22 protein-coding genes, 1 tRNA gene and 1 pseudogene are annotated in these 21458 nt (G+C 68.4%); 12 read left to right on the forward strand and 12 right to left on the reverse strand.

The genetic code is table 11. The features are described from left to right. Window positions 1-175 precede the first annotated feature (175 nt). On the reverse strand, window positions 176-724 hold the full coding sequence (locus E3T28_RS04175; protein WP_134428235.1) for a gamma carbonic anhydrase family protein: 549 nt from the start codon (window positions 722-724) through the stop codon (window positions 176-178). Between the two features lie 48 nt (window positions 725-772). Between E3T28_RS04175 and E3T28_RS04180 the strand changes: the two genes are divergently transcribed. Beyond that, window positions 773-1249, forward strand: coding sequence for a YbaK/EbsC family protein (locus E3T28_RS04180; protein WP_134428237.1), 477 nt, complete (start codon window positions 773-775; stop codon window positions 1247-1249). Window positions 1250-1361: 112 nt separating this feature from the next. Here the strand turns inward: E3T28_RS04180 and E3T28_RS17845 are convergent. The 3 genes and pseudogenes from E3T28_RS17845 to galT all read right to left on the reverse strand — a co-directional run. Next, window positions 1362-1532, reverse strand: a pseudogene (locus E3T28_RS17845) (hypothetical protein); the annotation flags it as partial. A 30-nt stretch (window positions 1533-1562) separates the two neighbouring features. Further along, window positions 1563-2723 (reverse strand): galactokinase, encoded by a 1161-nt coding sequence (gene galK, locus E3T28_RS04190; protein WP_134428239.1) that lies wholly within the window; start codon window positions 2721-2723, stop codon window positions 1563-1565. Then, on the reverse strand, window positions 2720-3934 hold the full coding sequence (gene galT / locus E3T28_RS04195) for a galactose-1-phosphate uridylyltransferase (RefSeq protein ID WP_134428241.1): 1215 nt from the start codon (window positions 3932-3934) through the stop codon (window positions 2720-2722). The genes galK and galT overlap by 4 nt, the downstream gene beginning before the upstream one ends. Window positions 3935-4018: 84 nt before the next feature. Here galT and E3T28_RS04200 point away from each other — a divergent pair, with 84 nt between their 5' ends. Beyond that, entirely contained in the window at window positions 4019-4840 is an 822-nt protein-coding gene (locus tag E3T28_RS04200) for a DeoR/GlpR family DNA-binding transcription regulator (protein WP_134428243.1), read from the forward strand. A 9-nt stretch (window positions 4841-4849) separates the two neighbouring features. Beyond that, window positions 4850-5854 (forward strand): aldose 1-epimerase family protein, encoded by a 1005-nt coding sequence (locus tag E3T28_RS04205; protein WP_134428245.1) that lies wholly within the window; start codon window positions 4850-4852, stop codon window positions 5852-5854. A gap of 87 nt (window positions 5855-5941) precedes the next feature. On the opposite strand, the gene E3T28_RS04210 is transcribed toward E3T28_RS04205, so the two are convergent. The 3 genes from E3T28_RS04210 to E3T28_RS04220 all read right to left on the reverse strand — a co-directional run bounded on the left by E3T28_RS04210 (window position 5942) and on the right by E3T28_RS04220 (window position 9276). Next, window positions 5942-7444, reverse strand: coding sequence for an APC family permease (locus E3T28_RS04210; RefSeq protein ID WP_134428247.1), 1503 nt, complete (start codon window positions 7442-7444; stop codon window positions 5942-5944). A 135-nt stretch (window positions 7445-7579) separates the two neighbouring features. Beyond that, on the reverse strand, window positions 7580-8545 hold the full coding sequence (locus E3T28_RS04215) for an AraC-like ligand-binding domain-containing protein (protein WP_134428380.1): 966 nt from the start codon (window positions 8543-8545) through the stop codon (window positions 7580-7582). A 134-nt stretch (window positions 8546-8679) separates the two neighbouring features. Then, complete coding sequence (locus E3T28_RS04220) at window positions 8680-9276, reverse strand: TetR/AcrR family transcriptional regulator (RefSeq protein ID WP_134428249.1); 597 nt, start codon at window positions 9274-9276, stop codon at window positions 8680-8682. Window positions 9277-9413: 137 nt separating this feature from the next. Between E3T28_RS04220 and E3T28_RS04225 the strand changes: the two genes are divergently transcribed. The 5 genes from E3T28_RS04225 (at window position 9414) to E3T28_RS04245 (ending at window position 14032) form a co-directional block, all read left to right on the forward strand. Next, window positions 9414-11330 (forward strand): primary-amine oxidase, encoded by a 1917-nt coding sequence (locus tag E3T28_RS04225; RefSeq protein ID WP_134428251.1) that lies wholly within the window; start codon window positions 9414-9416, stop codon window positions 11328-11330. A gap of 136 nt (window positions 11331-11466) precedes the next feature. Next, a complete protein-coding gene (locus tag E3T28_RS04230) occupies window positions 11467-12810 on the forward strand; it encodes a DUF445 domain-containing protein (protein ID WP_134428253.1) in 1344 nt (447 codons plus the stop codon). Window positions 12811-12921: 111 nt separating this feature from the next. Further along, window positions 12922-13155, forward strand: coding sequence for a hypothetical protein (locus E3T28_RS04235; RefSeq protein ID WP_134428255.1), 234 nt, complete (start codon window positions 12922-12924; stop codon window positions 13153-13155). Continuing rightward, a complete protein-coding gene (locus E3T28_RS04240; RefSeq protein WP_134428257.1) occupies window positions 13137-13688 on the forward strand; it encodes an SGNH/GDSL hydrolase family protein in 552 nt (183 codons plus the stop codon). The genes E3T28_RS04235 and E3T28_RS04240 overlap by 19 nt, the downstream gene beginning before the upstream one ends. After that, the gene (locus tag E3T28_RS04245) at window positions 13655-14032 is read left to right on the forward strand and encodes a GAF domain-containing protein (protein ID WP_241979163.1); all 378 of its coding nucleotides are present in this window, start codon (window positions 13655-13657) and stop codon (window positions 14030-14032) included. The genes E3T28_RS04240 and E3T28_RS04245 overlap by 34 nt, the downstream gene beginning before the upstream one ends. A gap of 81 nt (window positions 14033-14113) precedes the next feature. Here the strand turns inward: E3T28_RS04245 and E3T28_RS04250 are convergent, their stop codons facing one another. Further along, window positions 14114-14551, reverse strand: a complete 438-nt coding sequence (locus E3T28_RS04250; RefSeq protein WP_134428261.1) for a hypothetical protein — start codon at window positions 14549-14551, stop codon at window positions 14114-14116. A 184-nt stretch (window positions 14552-14735) separates the two neighbouring features. After that, window positions 14736-14808 (reverse strand) — tRNA-Lys (locus E3T28_RS04255). Window positions 14809-14928: 120 nt separating this feature from the next. Between E3T28_RS04255 and E3T28_RS04260 the strand changes: the two genes are divergently transcribed. The 4 genes from E3T28_RS04260 (at window position 14929) to E3T28_RS04275 (ending at window position 18262) form a co-directional block, all read left to right on the forward strand. Continuing rightward, window positions 14929-15558 carry a DNA-directed RNA polymerase subunit beta gene (locus tag E3T28_RS04260; protein ID WP_134428263.1) on the forward strand — a complete coding sequence of 210 codons (630 nt, stop codon included), beginning with the start codon at window positions 14929-14931 and terminating at the stop codon, window positions 15556-15558. Window positions 15559-15808: 250 nt separating this feature from the next. Further along, window positions 15809-16393 carry an ECF RNA polymerase sigma factor SigK gene (sigK, locus tag E3T28_RS04265; protein ID WP_241979157.1) on the forward strand — a complete coding sequence of 195 codons (585 nt, stop codon included), beginning with the start codon at window positions 15809-15811 and terminating at the stop codon, window positions 16391-16393. Further along, a complete protein-coding gene (locus tag E3T28_RS04270; RefSeq protein WP_198417152.1) occupies window positions 16390-17322 on the forward strand; it encodes an anti-sigma factor in 933 nt (310 codons plus the stop codon). Before sigK ends, E3T28_RS04270 begins: the two co-directional genes overlap by 4 nt. Window positions 17323-17374: 52 nt before the next feature. Then, window positions 17375-18262 (forward strand): aminodeoxychorismate lyase, encoded by an 888-nt coding sequence (locus E3T28_RS04275; protein ID WP_134428267.1) that lies wholly within the window; start codon window positions 17375-17377, stop codon window positions 18260-18262. 227 nt (window positions 18263-18489) lie between these two features. Here E3T28_RS04275 and pstB read toward each other — a convergent pair whose 3' ends face one another. From pstB to pstC, 3 genes are read right to left on the reverse strand one after another with little or no spacing between them, the layout of a single operon-like run. Continuing rightward, window positions 18490-19269 (reverse strand): phosphate ABC transporter ATP-binding protein PstB, encoded by a 780-nt coding sequence (gene pstB, locus E3T28_RS04280; RefSeq protein WP_134428269.1) that lies wholly within the window; start codon window positions 19267-19269, stop codon window positions 18490-18492. Window positions 19270-19311: 42 nt separating this feature from the next. Further along, the gene (pstA, locus tag E3T28_RS04285) at window positions 19312-20412 is read right to left on the reverse strand and encodes a phosphate ABC transporter permease PstA (protein ID WP_134428271.1); all 1101 of its coding nucleotides are present in this window, start codon (window positions 20410-20412) and stop codon (window positions 19312-19314) included. Continuing rightward, window positions 20412-21356: a phosphate ABC transporter permease subunit PstC gene (pstC, locus tag E3T28_RS04290; protein WP_134428273.1), complete on the reverse strand. Its 945-nt coding sequence runs from the start codon at window positions 21354-21356 to the stop codon at window positions 20412-20414. The genes pstA and pstC overlap by 1 nt, the downstream gene beginning before the upstream one ends. Between the last annotated feature and the right edge of the window lie 102 nt (window positions 21357-21458).

Raw genomic sequence — 21458 nt, forward strand, 5'->3', positions numbered from 1 at the left:
TCTCGTCTCTGGTCTCTCGTCTCTCGGCGACCGGGACCCGCTAGGACCAATGATGATGCCGTCGCAGCGCACGCCGTGGGCACCGACGCACGTTAGAACTTGCGCCGCGAGCCCGAGTCCGCGCCGGGAGCCCAAGTCTGCGCCGGTGGTCGAGCCTGTCGAGACCCGTTCCGACTCAGTCCTCGGGCGGCGCCGCCACCGAGGCATGCAGGGCGGAGTGGCGCAGGTACTCCTCGGCGTTGTGGCCGAGGCCGGCCACCTCGTCATCCGTCAGGGGGCGCCGCACCTTGGCGGGAACGCCGGCGACCAGCGACCGCGGCGGCACGATTGTGCCCTCGAGCACCACGGCTCCCGCGGCGACCAGCGACCCGGAACCGATGACGGCGCCGTTCAGTACGGTGGCCATCATGCCGATCAGCGAGCCGTCCTCGACCGTGCAGCCGTGCAGCACGGCTCCGTGCCCGACGGACACATTCCGGCCGACGATCAGCGGGAAGCCGTGGTCCACGTGACAGGAGACGTTGTCCTGAAGGTTGGAGCCGGGGCCGATGCGGATGGGCTCGGCTTCGGCGCGCAGCACGGCGTTGTACCAGATGCTGGCGTGTTCGGCGAGGGTGACGTTGCCGACGAGCACGGCCCCCGGGGCGACGAAGGCGGTCTCGGCGACGACCGGTCCGGGTCGGTCGGGCAAGATGATGATGCGGGCGGCGCTGTCGGCAGTCATACGCGTCAGCCTATCGGGCGCGCCTCGCACAGGCCCTAGGCTTCCGGCATGGTGAATACCGCGCATCCGTCCGTCGATCGGGTTCGGCAGGCTCTTCGCGCCCACGGAACAGACCCGGAGATCCGCTGGTTCGACGCTGCTGCCCCAACGGCCGCCGCCGCCGCGGAGGCGCTCGGAATCGAGATCGGCGCCATCGCGAATTCGCTCGTCTTCACCCTCGACGGCGAGCCGCTGCTCGTGCTCACCTCCGGGGCGCACCGAGTCGACGCGGCCTGGCTGGGGGACAGGCTGGGCGGCACGATCGGACGCGCCTCGAAAGATGTCGTCGAGCAGGCCACCGGTCAGGTCATCGGCGGGGTCGCGCCGCTGGGGCATCCGTCGTCGCTCCGTACCCTGGTGGACGTCGCGCTCGCCGAATTCCCCGTCGTCTGGGCCGCGGCGGGACACGCGCACACCGTGTTCCCCACCACGTTCGACGAACTCGTGCGGATCACCGGCGGCGAGCCCACCGCGGTCGCGCCGTGAACGCACGCGGTGTGGGTTTTTTTGTGGCTAACTCAGGAGATACGGATGTCCCGAGTCACGTCGGCCCCGTAATCCGCGGGTACTGCCGACGGTCCGGTCAGTTTCTCCTGAGTTAGCCACTAAGCCAAGCGGAGCCAAGCCGAGCGGAGCCAAGCCGAGCGGAGCCAAGCCGAGCGGAGCCAAGCCGAGCGGAGCCAAGCCGAGCGGAGCCAAGCCGAGCGGAGCCAAGCCGAGCGGAGCCAAGCCGAGCGGAGCTAAGCCGAGCGGAGCTAAGCCGAGCGGAGCTAAGCCGAGCGGAGCGCGTAGCCCGGCGCTACTGCTGCCGGGCGGCCCCATCGGCGGCGCGCACCACGAACAGGTCCGGCACCGCGAAGCCCCGGGCCGCGAACGCGGCGGTGACCGCGGCCGTGACCGCGGGGATCAGGTCGCTCGGAGTCAGGGCGATGGCCGCGCCGCCGAAGCCGCCGCCGGTCATCCGGGCGCCGATGGACCCGGCGCCGCGCGCGGTCTCCACCGCGAGGTCGAGCTCCGGCACCGAGATCTCGAAGTCGTCCCTCATAGACAGGTGCGACGCGTCCAGGAGGGCGCCGATCGCGGTCGGTCCCTGCTCGCGCAGGGTGCGCACGGTGTCCTGCACGCGCTGATTCTCGGTGACCACGTGCCGCACCCGGCGGAACGTCTCGTCGTCGAGCACGTCGGAGGCGGGGCCGAGGTCGTCCACGGTGAGGTCGCGCAGGGAGGTGACCCCCAGCATCCGTGCACCCAGCTCACAGGAGGCCCGGCGCGAGGCGTACCCTCCGGTCGAGTGGGCATGGCTCACCCGGGTGTCGATGATCAGCAGCTCGAGTCCGGCGGCGTCGAAGCCGAGCGGGATCACCTCGGCCTCGAGGGTGCGGCAGTCCAGGAACACGGCCGAGTCGGCCTCGCCGAGCAGCGACGCTGACTGGTCCATGATGCCGGTGGGAGCCCCGACGGCCCGGTTCTCGGCCAGCTGGCCCACCCGGGCGAGCACGCGCCGGTCGAGCCCCAGATCCCAGAGGTCGTTCAGGGCAACGGCGACCGCGCTCTCGATCGCGGCGGACGACGACAGCCCGGCCCCGATCGGCACGTCCGAGTCGATGAACACGTCGAAGCCGGGGACGACGGCCAGGTCGGCGCCGAACTCGCCGAGGGCCCAGGCCACGCCGAGCGGGTAGGCCGACCAGCCCGCCAGGTTCTCCGGGGTCAGCTCGTCGAGGGACAGCTCCACGGTCTCCGTGGCGAACGAGCTCGCGACCCTCAGCAGGCGGTCGCCGCGCAGGCGGAGCCCGACGAGCGTGCGCCGGTTGATCGCGAAGGGGAACACGAAGCCGTCGTTGTAGTCGGTGTGCTCGCCGATCAGGTTGACGCGGCCGGGGGCCGACCAGAGTCCGGCCGGGGACGCGTCGAAACGGCTCGTGAAGCCATCCGTCACGGTCTGGATGAGATCGGTCATGCGCGGGCCTGCCCTTCGAGCGTGGTGCTGGGAGTGGGAACGGATGCCGCGGCGCCGGCCTGCTCGACGGCCGCGTCCGCCACGGCGGAGCGTTCGACTGCACGGCGAATGTTGTCGGCCGCCTGCTCCGGTGTGACATCGCCGATCCAGGCGCCCATGGCGGCCTCCGACCCGGCCAGGAACTTGAGCTTGTCCTCGGCCCGGCGGGGGCTGGTCACCTGCAGCATCAGCCGGATCTCGTCGCGGCGCACCGAGACCGGGGCCTGGTGCCAGGCCGCGATGTACGGAGTCGGGGTGTCGTAGAGGGCGTCGATTCCGCGCAGCAGCCGCCGGTAGAGCACGGCGAGCTCATCGCGCTCGGCCAGGCTGGTCGCGGCGAAGTCGGGAACGTGGCGGTGCGGCAGCATGTGCACTTCGATCGGCCAGCGGGCGGCGAACGGCACGAAGGCGGTCCAGTGCTCACCGGTGAGGATGACCCGGCCCCCGGCCTGTTCGCTGGCGAGGATGTCGGCGAACAGGTTCGGCCCGTACTGGTCGAGGGAGGCGATCACGCGCTGCGTGCGCGGCGTGACGTAGGGGTAGGAGTAGATCTGACCGTGCGGATGGTGCAACGTGACGCCGATGGCTTCGCCGCGGTTCTCGAACGGGAAGACCTGTTCCACGCCGGGCAGCTGGGACAGGGCATGCGTGCGCTCGGCCCAGGCCTCGATCACGGTGCGGGCGCGCACGACCGACAGGCTGGCAAAAGAGCCCTCGTTCTCCGGGCTGAAGCAGACGACCTCGCAGCGGCCGACCGAGGTGCGGATGCGGTTCAGGCCGATGGTGTTCAGGTCGTCGAGTCCTGCCGGGGCATCGGCGTCGGTGAGGAGCGGACCGAACGAGGGCGACTTGTTCTCGAACACGGCCACGTCGTAGTTGCTGGGCACCTCGGACGGGTTGCCCGGCGTCGACGGTGCGAGCGGGTCCAGGTGCGCGGGCGGCAGGAACACGCGGTTCTGGCGGGCGGCGGCGATCGAGACCCACTCGCCGCTGAGCGGGTCCTGGCGCATCCGGGCGGTGGCGGGGCGTGGGTCGAGTTCGCGCAGGTCTGCCGCGCGTTCCGGCGGCAGGGTGGTCTGCGGGTCATCGAAGTAGATGAGATCCCGACCGTCGGCGAGGGTGTGGCGGTGACGGATGATGCCGGTATCGGCTACGAAGTCTGGTGTGTTCATGGCAAAAACCACGCTATCTGATTTTCGCAGATGAAACCAGAACTTTCAGATTGAAAACTAAAGCAAACTAAGTGAAGATTATGTATGGCCACTCCTGAACGGACAGATCCGGACATCCTCCCCGCCCACCAGCGCCGGGAGCAGATCCAGCGCCTGATCGGGGAGCGCGGCTTCGTGCGGGTGAGCGAGCTGCGCGACGCGTTCGGGGTGTCCGGCGTCACGGCTCGGGCCGACCTCGATCTGCTCGAGTCCGCCGGAACGCTGCAGCGCGTGCACGGCGGGGCGGTTCCGGCGGCGCCTGCCAGTGGCCGTCCGCTGCGGGAGTCCTCCTTCGAGGAGGCGCTCGCGTCATCCGTGCTCCCTAAGCAGCAGATCGGCGCGCTCGCCGCGTCCCTCGTGACGAGCGGGCAGAGCATCATCCTCGACGTCGGCACGACCACCCTCTCCATCGCCCACGCCCTGCTGGCCCGCGCCGAGCTGACCGACGTGGTCATCATCACGAACGGGCTCAGCATCGCCCTCGCCCTCGAGCCGGCCATCCCGCGGTTCACCGTGATCGTCACGGGCGGCTCACTCCGCCCGCTGCAGCACTCGCTGGTCGAGCCGCTCGCGGCGACCGTGCTCAGCCAGGTGCACGCCGACCTCGCCTTCATCGGCTGCAACGGCGTCGAGGCCGGCCGCGGTGTCACGAACATCAACCTGCCCGAGGCCGGGATCAAGGCGCTCATGCTCGCCGCCGCGACCCGGGCGGTCGTCGTGGCCGACGCCTCCAAGCTCGGCCAGGTGCACCTCGGGCAGGTCGGTCCGCTGCGCGCGTTCCACACACTGGTGACGGATGCCGCGGCCGGCGAGGCCGTGCTGTTGCCCCTCCGCGAGGCCGGCCTGACCGTTCTGCGGCCGGAGTAGGTTGATATCATGCGCGCTGCAACGGGTTTTCAATATGAGCTGAGGTCGGTCACGCCGAGTGGGGCCGCCTTGGCGGTCATCACCGAGGTGGCCGCCGGGCTCCGACTGTATTCCGTGGACGGCATCGACCTGGTCGAGCCGTTCGCGGCCGAGTCCACCCCGCCGTGGGGGGCCGGGATCGTGCTCATGCCGTGGCCCAACCGCATCCGGGATGGTCTTTGGCAGCACGAGGGCATCGTGCAGCGGCTGGCGCTCACCGAGCCGGAACTGTCCAACGCCATCCACGGTCTCCTGCGGTATTCGTCCTATCGCCTGCTCGAGCGCAGCCCGAGCTCGGTCACCCTGGCCGCCACCGTCTTCCCTCAGGCCGGCTACCCGTTTCTGCTCGACACGACCGTGCGGTACACGCTCACGGACGACGGTCTCGAGGTCACCCACACGGTGCGGAACGTGGGCAGGGACGCGGCCCCGGTCGCGCTTGGCGCGCATCCGTACCCGAAGATCGGCGGCGTCGCGACCGAGGATCTCGTGCTCACGATCGCGGCGCACACCCACATCGATGTCGACGACCGTCAGAACCCCATCGGGGAGTCCTCCGTCGCCGGCACCCGGTTCGACCTGCGGGCGGGGCTCCGGGTGGGCGACATCGATCTCGACGACGGTTTCGGCGGGGTGGGCTCCAAGTCGGTCGAGGACCGGTCCGACGTGGCCGGCGAGCATGCCGGCGTGGCCGGCGAGCATGCCGGCGTGGCCGGAGTGGCCGCGTTGACCGCACCCGACGGCCGCAGCGTCACGATCTGGGGTGACCGGAACATCCGCAACGTGCAGGTCTTCACACCGCGCAACTTCCCCTTCGACGGGCCGGACGGTCCGTCCCTGGGGCTGGCGGTGGCGATCGAGCCCATGACAGCCCCCGCGAACGCCTTCAACTCGGGCGCGGGCCTGAGCTGGGTCGAGCCGGGGGAGTCCTGGTCTGTGCGCTGGGGCATCCGTCACTCCGGGTTCGGACTCTGACCCGGCATCACGTACCCATCACGGTCCGCTGGGCAGAGAGAAGGGGCGCCTGCCTCGCGGCCGACGCCCCGTTTCACGGCTCGCCGGCTACGAGAGGACGTCCTTGACCAGAGCCTCGTTCTCGGTGTGCGACCACAGCGAGTGCAGGTAGCCGACGAGCAGCAGCACGAAGGGCAGGGCGACCAGCACCCAGCCGATCGGGCTCAGCCCCCACGACGACACCGTGGGGTCCACGCCCTCGGCGACCGTGCCGGCCAGCAGCCCGAAGCGGCTCATCAGCAAGTACTCGCCGAGAACCAGCCCGATGGTCGCCAGCACGGGCGCGACGATGGTCTGGAACACGTTCTCGTTGCCTGCATTCCGGCGGAAGAACACGATGACCGCGATGCAGACGAGGATCTCGATCAGCACGATCGCCACCACGGCGAGGCCGCTGAACCAGTAGAACATGTTGAGCACCGGGTCGAGCCGGAAGACGGCGAAGGTCACGATGACGAGACCCGTGAGCACCGACGTGGCGAGGGAGGCGGTGCTCGGGGCGCCGCGACCGTTGACGTGGCTGAGTGGGGTGGGCAGCGCACCGCCGCGGCCGAGGGCGAACAGGTAGCGGCTGGCCGCGTTCTGGAAGGCCAGCAGCCCGGCGAACAGGCTCGAGACCACCAGGATGCCCATCACGGTGGCCATCCACGGCGCCACGTACTGGGTCGCGAGGGAGAAGAGCACCGCGGCCGGGTCGGCCAGGGGCACACCGTCGAGCGTCGACAGCTCCACGGTCTTCTCGACGACCGAGGATGCGCCCATTCCCGTGACCATGGCGAATGCCGTCAGGGCGAACAGTACCGTGATCACTCCGACCGCCAGGTAGGTGGCCCGGGGGACCACCGTCTTCGGGTCCTTGGATTCCTCGCCGTAGATCGCGGTGGCCTCGAAGCCGATGAAGGACGCGAACGCGAAGGCGAAGGCGATGCCCGCCGAGCCGGCCAGCCCGCCGGCGAGGATCGCCGCCGGGTTGAACGAGGCCCAGACGTTGAGGCCCTCCGGGCCGCCGTCGGCAAGGATGGCGACCGAGGTGACGACCAGGGCCAGGAGCTCGAGCAGCATCAGCACGCCGAGCACCTTGGCGCCGACGTCCACGCTGAGCAGCGAGAGCAGGGTGACGGTTGCCCAGGCCAGCAGTGACCAGGCCCACCAGGGCAGCAGCCCGACCTGGGAGCCGAGCAGTCCGCCGAAGAAGCCGTAGATGGCCAGCTGGATGGCCAAGTAGGCGAGGATCGAGACGAAGGCGGACGCGCTGCCGAGATGGCGGCCGAGGCCCCGGCCGATGTAGGCGAAGAAGGCTCCGGCATTGGTGACGCGCTGGCTCATCGCCGCGTAGCCGACGCTGAACAGGAGCAGGGTGATGCCCACCACGAGGTAGGCGCCCGGGGCGGCCGCGCCGTTGCCGAGAACGATTGCGACCGGAACGGCGCCGGTCATTCCGACCAGCGGTGCCGCGGCCGCGACCACGAAGAAGACGATGCCGATGACGCCCAGACGGCCCTTGTGCAGGGTGGCTGAGTCGGTCTCGGGGGTGCTGCTGGTAGTCGTCATGGGTTTACTCCTCGTTGAGTTGACGATCGGGCGGGGGAGCCGGTGAGATGACTCTCGCCGAATGCCGGGTCCGGAACTTGTCTTTCAACGAACGGAACTTGCCGGAGCGGGACGGCTCGTCGCCGCTGACGACGCTCAGCCCCGCCGGTAGGTGCTGGGCGGCTCACCGAATGCGGTGCGGAAGATGCGGCTGAAGTGCGCGGCATCCAGGAATCCCCAGCGTGCGGCCACGGTGCCCACGGAGCGGTCCCCGAGGATCGGGTCGCGAAGGTCACGCCGGCAGCGTTCGAGCCGGCGCATCCGGATCCAGCTGGAGACCGTCGTGTCGGCCTCGTGGAAGACCTTGTGCAACTGCCGGGTCGAGATGAAGTGCGCGGCGGCGATGCCGGCCGGGGAGAGATCGGGGTCGCCGAGTTCGGCTTCGATGTATTGACGGATGCTGGTGAGCAGATCCGCGTGCGTGCCGGGGGTGGTCGGATCGCGCCGGATGCTCAGTTCGTTCTCGAACATCGTGGCGATGAGGTCGACGGCGTTGTAGGCCAGGCGGTGTCCGGTGGTGCCTGACAGTGCGTCGAGATTCTCGGCCAGCTGGGCCATGAAGGGGCTGATCAGGCGGCCCAGCCCCTCGTCGCCGGCCATCCGGCGGGCGGTGAGCTGGGCGACGGAGTCCGCCGGCAGGTCGAGGGCGTCGTGCGGGAACATCAGCACCAGGGTCCGGAAGTCCTGCTCGAAGGCCAGGGTGTACGGCCGGTGCGTGTCATAGACGGCGAGGTCGCCCGGCCGCAGGGTGGCCTCCCGGTTGTCCTGGATCAGGATGCCGTGACCGGAGAGCTGGAGATTGAGCTTGAAGTAGTGCCGCTCGGAGCGCGCGATCAGCGCGGGGGTGCGCAGTACCTGGTGCCCGTTGGCGGTGACCTCGACGATGGACAGTTCGTCGAGCACCCGCGAGCGCAGGACCCCCCGGAACTCCGACGCATCGGAGCGCACCTCGAGCGGCACGAAGGAGTCCGAGACCAGGGTGCGCCATTCGACGAAACTGTTCGCCTGGGCGCGCTGCACGGGGTCGAAGGACGTGTTGGAAGGGAGGCGGACGGTTGTCATGGTCACGGGTGGCTCCTTTGCCGACGTGATCGGACACACATATTCCCAGTAACCTAGCCGAGGATCGGAGTACCTGTCACTATTTTTCCACGGTTGTCGAAAAAAGATTTTGAGGCCGTGCGGGTGCCGGAGTGTCAGACTCCCGTGCTGATCAGTCGAAGTGCCGCGTCCAGTTGGGCAACGAGCTGGTTCGGTGAATTCTCGGCCGGGGAGAGCACTGCCGTGATCTGAGCGCCCAAGACCAGGTTCATCAGCAGCCCCGCGATGTCCTCGTCCGGAGCGCTGGTGCGGAGTTCGCCTGCGGCCCGGCCTTCGCGCAACTGCGCGCAGATGGTGTCGCGCCACTCCAGCATGGCCGCGGCATGCAGCTCGGCCTTGGCGGCATCCGTCAGCGCCTTCTGCCAGAACGGGATGACGATGCGCGCCTCGCTGATCCGGATGTCGTCCAGCGGCAGGATCTCGAGGCAGAAGGCCCGGAGGGCGCCCAGTCCCGACCTGCCCACCGTGGCGTCGATCATGCGCCGACTGGTCTGGCTGAACACGTGGCTGAACGCAAAGGTCAGGAGGTCGTCCTTGGTTGGGAAGTAGGGCTTGAGGGCTCCGTTGGCGAAGCCGGCCTCGGCGGCGATGTCTCGCATGGTGGCGCCCTCGATGCCGTGCCGGGCGATGATCCGCCAGGTCGCCTCGACCAATTCGACTCGGCGCTGGTCGTGGTCGACAACTTTCGGCATGCTGCCCTCCTGCTGCATCGGGCCAAAAAAGCCCTTGCCAGCGAGCTTAGTGACCGCTTATGGTTCTACAACCATAGAAAAAAGAATCCGGATGGATGCTTTCGTCTCGCCGCCCAATAGCCCTGGAAAGGGGAACCATGACTTCCGTTTCACTCGCAGTCACCGCCGCGTACGCCCTGGCGTCGGCGGAGGAGATCCTCTCGGTGCGCGGCCTCCTGGCCGACGCCGGGCTGCTCGATGAGAGCATCCGGGTGGCCTACCTCGGTCTGCTCGACCCACCGCGCGGCGCCACGGGGGAGCCCGACCGGCGTTTCCGGGTGTTCCTGCACGACGTGTCGGGCTGCGCCGCGCCCCGGGACGTCACCGTGTCCGCCACCCGGCAGACGGTCGAGTCCGTGATCGTGCTCGACACCGCGGTGACCGGAGAGCTTCCCGTGCTCGAGGAGGAATTCGCGGCGGTCGAGGAGCTCCTCACCCACGACGAACGCTGGCTGAAGGCCCTCGCCGACCGCGGCCTCGACGTGGCCAGCGTGCGGGTGGCGCCGCTGTCCGCGGGCGTCTTCGAATACCCGGAGGAAAAGGGACGGCGCATCCTGCGCGGCCTTGCCTTCGTGCAGAATTTCCCCGAAGACAGCGCCTGGGCGCATCCCATCGACGGCCTCGTCGCGTATGTCGACATCGTCAGCAAGAGCGTCGACCAGGTGATCGACTACGGCGTCGTGCCGATCCCGGCCGAGCACGGAAACTACACCGATCCGACACTGACCGGGCCACTGCGGGAGACCCTCAAACCGATCGAGATCACCCAGCCGGAGGGCCCGAGCTTCACCGTGACCGGCGGCAACCACGTCGAATGGGAGAAGTGGAGCCTGGATGTGGGCTTCGACGTGCGCGAGGGCGTCGTGCTGCACAACATCGGCTTCGACGACAACGGAGCCCGTCGATCCATCATCAACCGGGCGTCGATCGCGGAGATGGTCGTTCCCTACGGCGACCCCGCTCCCGTGCGGTCCTGGCAGAACTACTTCGACACCGGCGAGTACCTGGTCGGACAGTACGCCAACTCGCTCGAGCTCGGCTGCGACTGCCTCGGCGAGATCACCTACCTGAGCCCGGTCATCACGGACGGGTTCGGCAACCCGCGCACGATCAAGAACGGCATCTGCATGCACGAGGAGGACTGGAGCATCCTCGCCAAGCACAGCGACCTCTGGTCGGGCATCGAATACACCCGCCGCAACCGCCGTCTCGTGATCTCCTTCTTCACGACCGTTGGCAACTACGACTACGGCTTCTACTGGTACCTCTACCTCGACGGCACGATCGAGTTCGAGGCCAAGGCGACCGGCGTCGTGTTCACCAGCGCCTTCCCCGGCAAGGGCTACCCGTATGCCTCGGAACTGGCCCCGGGCCTGGGCGCGCCGTTCCACCAGCACCTGTTCAGCGCCCGCTTGGACATGGCGCTCGACGGCAACACCAACCGGGTCCAGGAGGAGGAAGCCGTACGCGTCCCGATGGGGCCCGGCAACGAGCGTGGGAACGCCTTCACGCGCCGGCGCACGCTCCTCGCCCGGGAATCCGAGGGGGTGCGCGAGGCCGACATGCGCAGCGGGCGCACCTGGCTCGTCTCCAACCCGAACGTGCTCAACCGGCTCGGTGAACCGGTCGGGTACAAGCTGTACCCCGAGGGGCAGCCGACCCTGTTGGCCGACGAGAACTCGTCCGTGGCCAGGCGGGCGACCTTCGCGACCAAGGACCTGTGGGTGACCCGCTACGCCGAGGACGAGCGCTACCCGACCGGTGACTTCGTCAACCAGCACGCGGGCGGTGCCGGCCTGCCGGCGTACATCGAAGCCGACCGCGACATCGACGGCCAGGACATCGTGCTCTGGCACACGTTCGGCCTCACCCACTATCCGCGCATTGAGGACTGGCCGATCATGCCCGTGGACACCGCCGGTTTCAAGCTGAAGCCCGATGGCTTCTTCGATCGCAGCCCGGTACTCGATGTGCCGGCGTCGACGCCCGCCCCGGAGGGCCACTGCCACTGCTGAGAGAGCGCTGACGGCCCCCAACCGTGCATCTGTTCCCCAGACGGACAACTGTTGCCGCACCGCCGGCAACAGTTGTCCGCCTGGGCGACACCTGTCGCAGTTTCCCTCCCCGGCCCCGATCGGGCAGTCTGGGAGGATGGCCGAGAAGCTGAGGCAGAACCTGACCGAGACCGTTCCCCGCGGAGCACGGGCCCGAGCACGGGCCGCAGCCGGCGCCCGGCCGCCGCTGAGCCCGCAGGACGCCGTGCGCCTGACGGCCCTGATTCGCATGAAACGGCTCGCGATCGGACTGCTGCTCCTGATGGCGGTGGTGTTCGCGACCTCGTTCGCCCTGCAGGAGACCTACCCGTGGCTGCAATATGTACGCGCAGCGGCCGAGGGCGGCATGGTCGGCGCCATCGCCGACTGGTTCGCCGTGACGGCCCTGTTCCGCTACCCGCTCGGCCTGCGCATCCCGCACACGAACATCATCGCCGGCCGCAAGGACGAGATCGGTGCCAGCCTGGGCGAGTTCGTCGAAACGAACTTCCTCTCCGAGACGGTCATCCGCGGCAAGCTGGAGTCGCTGGGGGCGTCCCGGAGGCTCGGCGCCTGGCTCTCCGAGGAGGAGAAAGCGCGCCGGCTCACCGACGAGGTCGCGGTGGCGGGCGCCGGGCTGCTCAATCTGCTCAGCGACGACGCGATCAAGGACCTGATCGAGACCGTGGCGCGCGAGAACCTGTTGACGCCGGAGTGGGGCCCGCCGATCGGGCGCGTCGGGGCGCGGCTGGTCGAGTCCGGGCAGCAGCACGCTGCCGTCGATCTGCTGATCGAACGGGCCGAGGGCTGGCTGCTGGTGCATCCGGAGGCCTTCGGGCGGGCCGTGTCCCAGCGGCTGCCGGGCTGGCTGCCCGGCTTCGTCGACAAGCTGGTCGACGACAAGGCGCACCGGGAGGTGCTCGCCTTCGTGGCGAACGTGAGGGCCGATGCCGCACACCCGCTCCGCCTGGCGATCGACCGCTACCTGATCGAGCTGACCGAAGACCTGCAGCACGAGCCGGCGATGATCGAGCGGGTGGAGGCGCTCAAGCTGGAACTGCTCGACAGCGCCCGGCTGCGCGAATTCGCGAGCGAGACCTGGGAGGCGGTCAAGGTGTCCCTGGCGGCGGCGCTGAGCGATCCGTCGAGCGGGCTGCGCACGGGCATCCGCTCGTCCGTCATGGAGGTCGGCGGGCGGCTTTCCACCGACCCGGCCCTCGGCGCCCGCATCGACCGGTGGCTGGCGGACAGCGCGAGCTACGTCGTGCGCCGGTACCGGCACGAGATCGCCGGGGTGATCACCGAAACCGTCGGGCGGTGGGATGCGGCCGAGACGGCCGAGAAGATCGAGCTGCAGATCGGCAAGGACCTCCAGTTCATCCGCATCAACGGCACCGTGGTGGGTGCGCTGGCCGGCCTGGTCATCTTCGCGCTCGCCCAGGCGGTCGTGGCCCTGCTGTAGACCGCCGCCCGACGTCCCGCACCCTGCCCTACCGGTCCGCGCCCCGGAAGGGGGATACTGGGCATCTGGTCCTGGGATACACCCTGGTGTCTGAGCAACACAGGGGCGTCAGTGCGGGAACTCATACGGTGGGCGCTGGCTCCGGGCACGCGCACCTGGGCCGCCGCGTCCGAGCGCGGTTTCGGTGACGTCTTCATGCCCACGGATGCCCCGCAAGCGCACTCCGCCGGCGTCGAATCCGACCGCATCCTCATCCTCGGTTCGGGGCTGGCTGTCGGCCGCGGCGTGGTAAGCCACAACCTGGCCCTTCCCGGTTCGACGCGATCGTGCTGGTCCTGGGGGTGAACGAGGCCGTGAACCTGGTCTCCACCCGTGCCTGGCGGCGAGATCTGGCGAACCTGCTCACTTTCCTTTCGGCCGCAGCATCCTGCAGCACCTGCATCATCGTGGCGGGCATCCAACCCATCCGGTCCATCCCGGTGTTCGACTCCCGGGTCGGAAACCTGGCAGACAAGCACGGCCGGCTCTTGAATCGGGTGACGATGCGGCTCGTCGCCGACGGCGGCGACCGGGTCGCCTTCGTGCCGTCCAGCGCGGCGCCGACGCCGCCACCGGGCCGGTACCGGTCCACGGAATCGTACGCGTACTGGGCCGACGTCCTGGCGTCCCGGATGGGGCCCCTCCTGGGCGCCGACCGAATCGCGACCTCTGACGCCGAACCGGCGCCCTCCGCCGACCGGGCGACGGTGGCGGAGGCGCGGCGCCAGCTCGCGGTCGACGAGCTCGGGATCGTGGACCCCCGCCCGAGGAGCGTTTCGACCGCATCACGGCACTGGCGCGAACCCTGTTCGGCACCCAATCGGCGGCACGCACCGTGATCGACCACGATCGTCAGTGGCACAAGGCTCGCATCTGCGTGGCCGATGCCGAGTTGCCGCGGTCAAGTTCGTTCTGTGCGGTCACCATCCCGCACACGTCGGCGACGGTGATCCCGGACACCCTCCTCGACGAACGATTTCGCAGCAACCCGCTCGTGGTGGGCGAGCCGAAGATCAGGTTCTACGCCGGATTCCCGCTCGAATCGCGGTCGGGGGAGTTCATCGGCGCTCCCTGCGTGTTCGATACTGAGCCGAGGTCGGCGGAGACAGTCGACTTGGTGCTGCTGCGCGAGCTGGCGCTGATGGCGCAGCGAGAGCTCGCGATCCCCTTCGCCGTCGAGTAGCGTTCGCCGCCGCGCAACGGTCGCGCCGCGCGACGGCGGCGCCGCGCAACGGCGGCGCCGCGCGGCACGGCGGCCACGCCGCTAGGCGGCGTGGCCGAGCCCGGCGGGTGCCGATCCGGGCGACAGGCGCGTGCGCGGTGCCGCGTCGATCACCGCGTCGTCCGGAACCCGCAGGTCGCGTTCAACGACCGCTCCGGGGCTGATCTGTGCGTGTCGGCCGACCCGCACATAGCTGCCGAGCCGGGCGGCGCTGCCGACGACCGCGTCCGGACCGACGTGCACGCTCTGGCCGATGAAAACGTGCGATCCGACGACCGCGCCCTGGTCGATCCAGCTGCCTGGACCGATCCACGCCTCCGCGCCGACCCGGGCGCCACTCTCCACGTAGGCGGTGCGGGACACGAATGCCCCGGGGTGCACGCGCGCTCCGGGGGATACCAGTCCGCGCCCGTTCGGGTGACGCCGGTACCGGGTGACGATCCCGGTCTCGATTTCGACTTCCTCATTCACTCTGCCCATGGGTCCTCCTTCTGCTGCCGCCGACACCGGGCATGCCGACGACCGGTCACAGCAGTATGGAGGAGCTACCCGAACGCGGCCCGAATCATCGCTGGGTGCGCGCCGGGAGTCTGGAACCGAGCCGGGCCCCGGGGATTGACGCGTGCGCCACGCCCCGGGCATACACCGACCCTGGTTCTCTGGGTGGGCCCCGTCGGGCTCGAACCGACGACCCAAGGATTAAAAGTCCTTTGCTCTACCAACTGAGCTAGAGGCCCGCGGTTAATAATCTACAGGGGATTCCGGATCGGTATTTCTAGGTACCGTGGGAGAGGGGCATCCGCAGACGAGACGGATGTGCCCACAGCGAACACAAGCGACGAACCCAGGAGGATGCGATGGCCGAGAATTTTCACAAGCCGACCCAGTTCTCCGGCAGTAAATTCGAGTCGTTCCAGGGCGGCGAAGATCCGGCGATGATCAGCAGAGTGGCGCACGAGACCGCGCACGCGCTCCTGGCCCGGGTGCGCAGCGACCCGGACCCCGACATCGTGGAGCGGCTCGTGGCCTACACCGATGAAAACGGCGTCGATGCGGTGGCCGAACTCTGGTCGAGGGCGTCGCCGCGCAGCCTGCCCGGGGCACTCTGGCGGATCTACCTGGTGCGGCTTCTTATCCGCCAGGATCCCGAGGGCACGGCATTCCTCTACCAGCGTGGAACCGAGGTCACCGTGGCGATCGACCCGGTCATCGCCGGTGCGGCGGTTCCCACGGGCACGGCCGAGATCATCGTGCTGGCCGACCAGATCCTGCGCGGAATCTTCACCGGCGACTTCGCCGTGGCGCTCGACCGCGCGGCGGCGTTCTGCCGTGTCATCTCCGTCGGCTGCACCAGCGCCGCGGACGACCTGGAGACGACCGAACCGCTCCGATCCACCGAACTGACCACCCGCGCCCTCCGGTTCTCCACCACGGCCCAGGAGTTCGGCTCCTGCGCGCGGCTCTGGCGCAGCGACTCCCTGGACTGACAGACCTTCGACCGGTGACGAGCCGCTCCACTCGGTGCGCAAACGTATCCGCGTCGTTTACACTGGTTTCTGGTCGGGCCGCAGTAACCCCGGGCTCCAATATTCGCCGCTATGAGCGGCCTCGCGCCGAGAGGCGTTCTGCGGTCCGGCCTTCACTCTTCCCCGGTCTGTCGTGACGTACCAATCCGATCCGTGCTCCGTGACGAACTATGAGTCATGGACACAGACAAGACCTGAGATGCTTGTTCCCATGAGCGCTGAATTCGACATCGACCGGGAGTCGACTGTTCCTGCCTCCCAGGAGGAACTGCTGGGCCGGGTGGCGCAGGGAAACGAAGGGGCATTCGGAGAGCTGTACGACCGAATGGCTCCGCGCGTCCTTGGTCTCGTCCGGCGCCTGCTGGTCGACCCCTCCCAGTCGGAGGAAGTGACCCAGGAGATTTTTCTGGAGATCTGGCAGACGGCGACGAGGTACGAAGCCCAGCGCGGCGGGGCCGCAACCTGGATCCTGACCATGGCGCACCGCCGTGCGGTCGACCGGATTCGGTCGTCGCAGGCAAGCCGCGACCGGGACATCAAAATCGGCATCCGTGATCTCGCGGTGGCCTACGACGAGGTGTCCGAAACAGTCGGAGTACGAATCGAGCACGAAAGGGTGGAGAGGGCGATGGCCAGATTGACGGAACTGCAACGCCAGGCGATCAGCCTCGCCTACTACGGCGGTCTCAGTCAGAGTGAAGTCGCTGAGCGGTTGCAGATCCCTCTCGGAACGGTGAAGACAAGGCTGCGCGACGGCATGATCCGCCTGCGTGATGAATTGGGAGTGGCGTCATGAGCGACAACGAACGGAATGACGATGGGCGCAAAGCCGTTGGGATGAACCCGGGCGAGCTCTCCGGCGCCTACGCCCTCCACGCCCTGGGCGCGGAGGACGCCGCCGACTATGAGGAGCACCTCGCGGCATCCGAGCAGGCCCGCATCGAGGCGGCCGAGTTGAGCGATACCGCGGTGACTCTGGGCCTTGCCGCGGCCCCCGTGCAGCCCTCGGCTGGGCTCAAGGCCGCCCTGATGGCCCAACTCGCCTCCACACCACAGCTCGCGCCCCGTCCGGCAAGCCAGGCCGCGCCGGCTGCCACTCACCGCACCGCTCCCGAGGAGGCCGCGGTCCCCAGGCTCGGAGCGGCCTCGCAGCCTGAGCCGACCCAGGCCCAAGCGACGGATGCGCCCGCGCCGTCCGCCGAGCCCGCGCCGACCCGCGCGGGCGCCCCGGCGCACACCGCCGCCGAGCGCGCCCGACTGCGCTGGTTCCAGCGGCCCGTCGGCGTTCTCGCGGCGGCCGCGGCGGCCGTCGCCCTGTTCGCGGGTGGCACCTTCGTCGGCCAGTCCTCGGAAACCGGCCAGTTCGAACAGGATCAGGCGGCCCGTCTCGTGCAGATCACGGCGGCCGCCGACACGCAGCGCGCGTCGGCGACCACCGCCGACGGCCAGGAAGCCACCCTGGTCTGGTCCGAAGACAGCGGCCTCTCCGCACTCCTCGTCGATGATCTGCCGGCCTTGCCGTCCGATCAGGACTACCAGCTCTGGTACATCGGCGGCTCCGGCGCGGTTCCGGCCGGAACCTTCGATTCGTCCGGCACCGGCACCGCCTGGCGTGTGCTCGACGGCAGCCTCACCGCGGGCGACACGATCGGAGTCACGGTCGAACCGAAGGGCGGCTCCGAGCAGCCCACCAGCGACCCGATCCTCGCCATCCAGAGTTCCTGACCCGATCCTCTATGATCGGGAAATGACTGCTCGGAAGATAACTGATCGGCGAATGACACTGCCTTTCACCCTGCTCCTCGACCCCGTCTCCGCCGATGCGCCGCAGACGGATTTCGGAGACACGTTCCACGAGGTCGACTCGAGTGCCCCGGCGCTGCGCGTGGGGGAGCTGAGCGCCCAGCGGGGCGACGGCGTCTTCGAGACGATCGGCGTCGTCAACGGCCACCCGCAGGCGGTCGGCCCGCACCTGGCCCGGTTGGCCAACTCGGCTTCGATCTGTGAGCTTCCCGAGCCGAACACTGCCCAGTGGCAGGCCGCGATCGCGCACGTGGTCGACCGTGTCCCGCACGAGGGGGAAATCGTGCTCAAGCTCGTCTACAGCCGCGGCGTCGACTCCGGCCCGGCGCCCACGGCCTGGCTGCACGCGACCGCCGCACCCGACTTCGCCGCCGTCCGCGCGGGCGGCATCCGGGCGGTCACCCTGGACCGGGGCTACCCGCACGGCGTGGCCGAGCAGGCGCCTTGGCTTCTGATGGGTGCGAAGACGCTCAGCTACGCGGTCAACATGGCAGCCCTCCGGGAAGCTCGCCGACGGGGCGCCGACGACGCGATCTTCCTCACCCACGACGGCTTCGTGCTGGAGGGTCCCACCTCCACGGTGGTGCTCCGCACGGGCGGGGTCTACGTCTCTCCCGTGCCGAGCGGGGCCATCCTGCACGGCACCACCCAGCAGAGTGCGTTCGAGCACCTGCGGGCGGCAGGGGAGCGCACGGAGTACCGCGACGTCAGTGTCGCCGAGTTGCGGGCGGCGGATGCCGTCTGGCTGCTGTCCAGCCTGCGCCTGGCCGCGCAGATCACCGAACTCGACGGCAGGCCGCTGCCCGTCGAACGAGAGCGCACCCGCGCCCTCAACGCCGCCCTGCTCGCCCGCACCGTCTGACACCCGCCGCTAACCAATTCGACGGAGTTTCTGCACGAATGTTGCCGTTTCAGTCGAAAACGGCACGTTCAGAGCAAAATCTCCGTCGAATTCGTTCAGGGTACGGAGCACGAGCACGAGCACAAGCACGAGCACAAGCACGAAGTACGAGCACGAAGCACGAACCACAGGCACGGAGCTGGGGCCTGCGGAACCCGTGAAGTCGGCGCAGGGAGCCGAGCTGAGGCCTAACCGAAGCGGCCGGAGACGTAGTCCTCGGTGGCCTGCACGCCCGGGTTGGAGAAGATTGTGGTCGTGTCGTCGTACTCGATCAGCCTGCCGGGCTTGCCGGTTCCGGCGATGTTGAAGAATCCGGTGCGGTCGGAGACCCGGGATGCCTGCTGCATGTTGTGAGTGACGATCACAATTGTGTAGTCGGCCTTCATCTCCTCGATCAGGTCCTCGATCGCCAGCGTCGAGATAGGGTCGAGGGCCGAGCAGGGCTCATCCATCAGGATGACGTCGGGCTCCACCGCGATCGCGCGGGCAATGCAGAGACGCTGCTGCTGCCCGCCGGAGAGGCTCGAGCCGGGCTTGTCGAGGCGGTCCTTGACCTCTTTCCAAAGGTTCGCCCCCATCAGCGACTTTTCGATCAGGGCGTCGGCGTCGGACTTCGCCATTCGGCGGTTGTTGAGCTTCACACCGGCCAGCACGTTGTCGCCGATCGACATGGTCGGGAACGGGTTCGGGCGCTGGAACACCATGCCCACTTGGCGGCGCACGAGCACGGGGTCGACGCCCGGGCCGTAGAGGTTGTTGCCATCGATGAGCACCTCGCCCGTGACGTACGCCCCGGGGATGACCTCATGCATGCGGTTCAGCGTGCGCAGGAACGTGGACTTGCCGCATCCGCTGGGCCCGATCAGGGCCGTCACAGTGCGAGGCTCGATCACCAACGACACCTCTTCGACAGCGAGAAACTTGCTGTAGTAGACGTTGAGGTCGTTGACTTCAATGCGCTTGGACATGCATTCCTTTGGTTCAGACGGCCGTAGGCCGGGAGGTGGAGCCTAGCGGCCGAGCTTGGGGGAGAAGATTCTGGCGATGACGCGCGCGCCGAGGTTCAGCAGCATCACGATCAGGATGAGCGTCAGGGCACCGGCCCAGGCACGGTCGAGGTACGACTGGGTGTCCGCCCCCTGATTGGCGTACTGGGTGTAGACGAACACGGGCAGGGTCATCATGCGCTCGTTGAACAGATCGTAGTTCATGCTCGCCGTGAACCCGGAGATGATCAGCAGCGGGGCCGTCTCCCCGATCACTCGGGAGATCGAGATCATGATCCCGGTCACGATCCCGGCGAGGGATGTCGGCAGCACCACCTTGAGAATGGTCAGCCATTTCGGCACACCCAGGGCGTACGCCGCCTCGCGCAGCTCGTTGGGAACGAGCTTGAGCATTTCCTCGCTGGAGCGGACGACGACCGGGATCATCAAAACCGTGAGCGCGATTGCGCCACCGAACCCGAAGCGGATGCCGGGGTCGTTGAACAGGAGTGAGAACAGGGCGAAGGCGAAGAGACCCGCCACGATCGACGGGATCCCGGTCATGACGTCGACGAAGAAGGTGATCGCCCTTGCGAGCCGGCCACGGCCGTACTCGGTGAGGTAGATCGCACTCAGCAGGCCGATCGGAACCGAGATGAGTGTGGCCACACCGGTGATCAGGAGCGTTCCGATGACCGCGTGCAGGGCACCGCCGCCCTCGCCGACGACGTTGCGCTGGGACTGAGTGAAGAAGCTCGGCGTGAGGAACGCCGGAAGACCGTTGACCAGGGTCGTGAACACGAGGGAGAAGAGCGGCAGCAGGGCCACCACGAAGGCCACGGTGACGAGGGCGGTGACCAGGCGGTCCTTGGCTTTGCGCACACCCTCGACATAATACGAGAGGAGGAAGATGGCGACGCAGTAGACGACGGTGCCGAAGAAGAGCGTTCCGACGATGGTGAATCCCTCGGCGGCCCCGGAGAGCATGAGCACGAAGAAGAACGCTCCGGTGACCAGCCAGCTGGCCAGCAGCACGATGAGTGGGGAATGCCGGGGGAGCTTGCCCGCGGTGAGGGAGTTCGTCAGCGGCGCGGCCGTGGCTGCGGTCGTTCTCGTCAGGCTCATCAGTTCGCTCCGGAGAATGCCTTGCGGCGGTTGATGATGACGCGGGCGATCATGTTCACCACGAGAGTGATGACGAAGAGGATCAGGCCTGTCGCGAGCAGGATGTTGACGCCGACGCCGTTCGCCTCCGGAAAGTTGAGGGCGATGTTGGCGGCGATCGTGGTGGGGTTCTGCGAGGTCAACAACTGGAAGATGACGTCCCGGCTCGGTGAGAGCACCATGGCGACGGCCATGGTCTCGCCCAGGGCCCGGCCGAGGCCGAGCATCGATGCGGAGATGATGCCGGCGCGGCCGAAGGGCAGCACGGCCATGGTGATCATTTCCCAGCGGGTTGCGCCGAGCGCCAGCGACGCCTCCTCGTAGAGCACGGGGGTCTGCAGGAAGATCTCCCGCGACAGCGCGGTGATGATCGGTAGCACCATCACGGCGAGCACGATGGCGACGGTGAGCGTCGTGCGCCCGGTGCCGGAGACCGGGCCGGCGAAGAGAGGGAACCAGCCGAACCACTCGACCAGGTTCGTGTAGAACGGCTGCACGAGCGGGGCGAGCACGCCGATGCCCCACAGCCCGAACACCACGGACGGCACTGCGGCGAGCAGGTCGATCAGGTAGCCCAGGCCCTGCGCGAGCTTGCGGGGGGCGTAGTGCGAAATGAAGAGCGCGATGCCGATGGCGATGGGGACGGCCATGAGGAGGGCGAGGAAGGCCGACCAGAGCGTGCCGAAGGCGAGCGGTCCGACGTACTGCCAGAAGTTGGTGGCGTCGCCCTTGAACTTCTCCGGATCGGCCACGAAGGCCGGCAGACTCTGCACGAGCAGGAACACGGCGACGGCGGCGAGGATGGCCAGGATAAGGCTGCCGGACACGATCGTGCTGGTGGAGAAGATGCGGTCGCCGGGGCGTTCCTTGGCCTTGAGCGTGGGGCGCTCGACTGCGGTCGTCATGCCGTGTAACTCCCTGGGAGGGTGGGGGCGAAAACTGGGTGGGAGAGGTTCATGTAACGGGGCACAAACCCCAGTCTGCCCGACCCGGTGTTCGCAAGCGAT

Source organism: Cryobacterium sinapicolor, from assembly GCF_004403465.1.
In the GTDB taxonomy this organism is placed as follows: Bacteria; Actinomycetota; Actinomycetes; order Actinomycetales; family Microbacteriaceae; genus Cryobacterium; species Cryobacterium sinapicolor.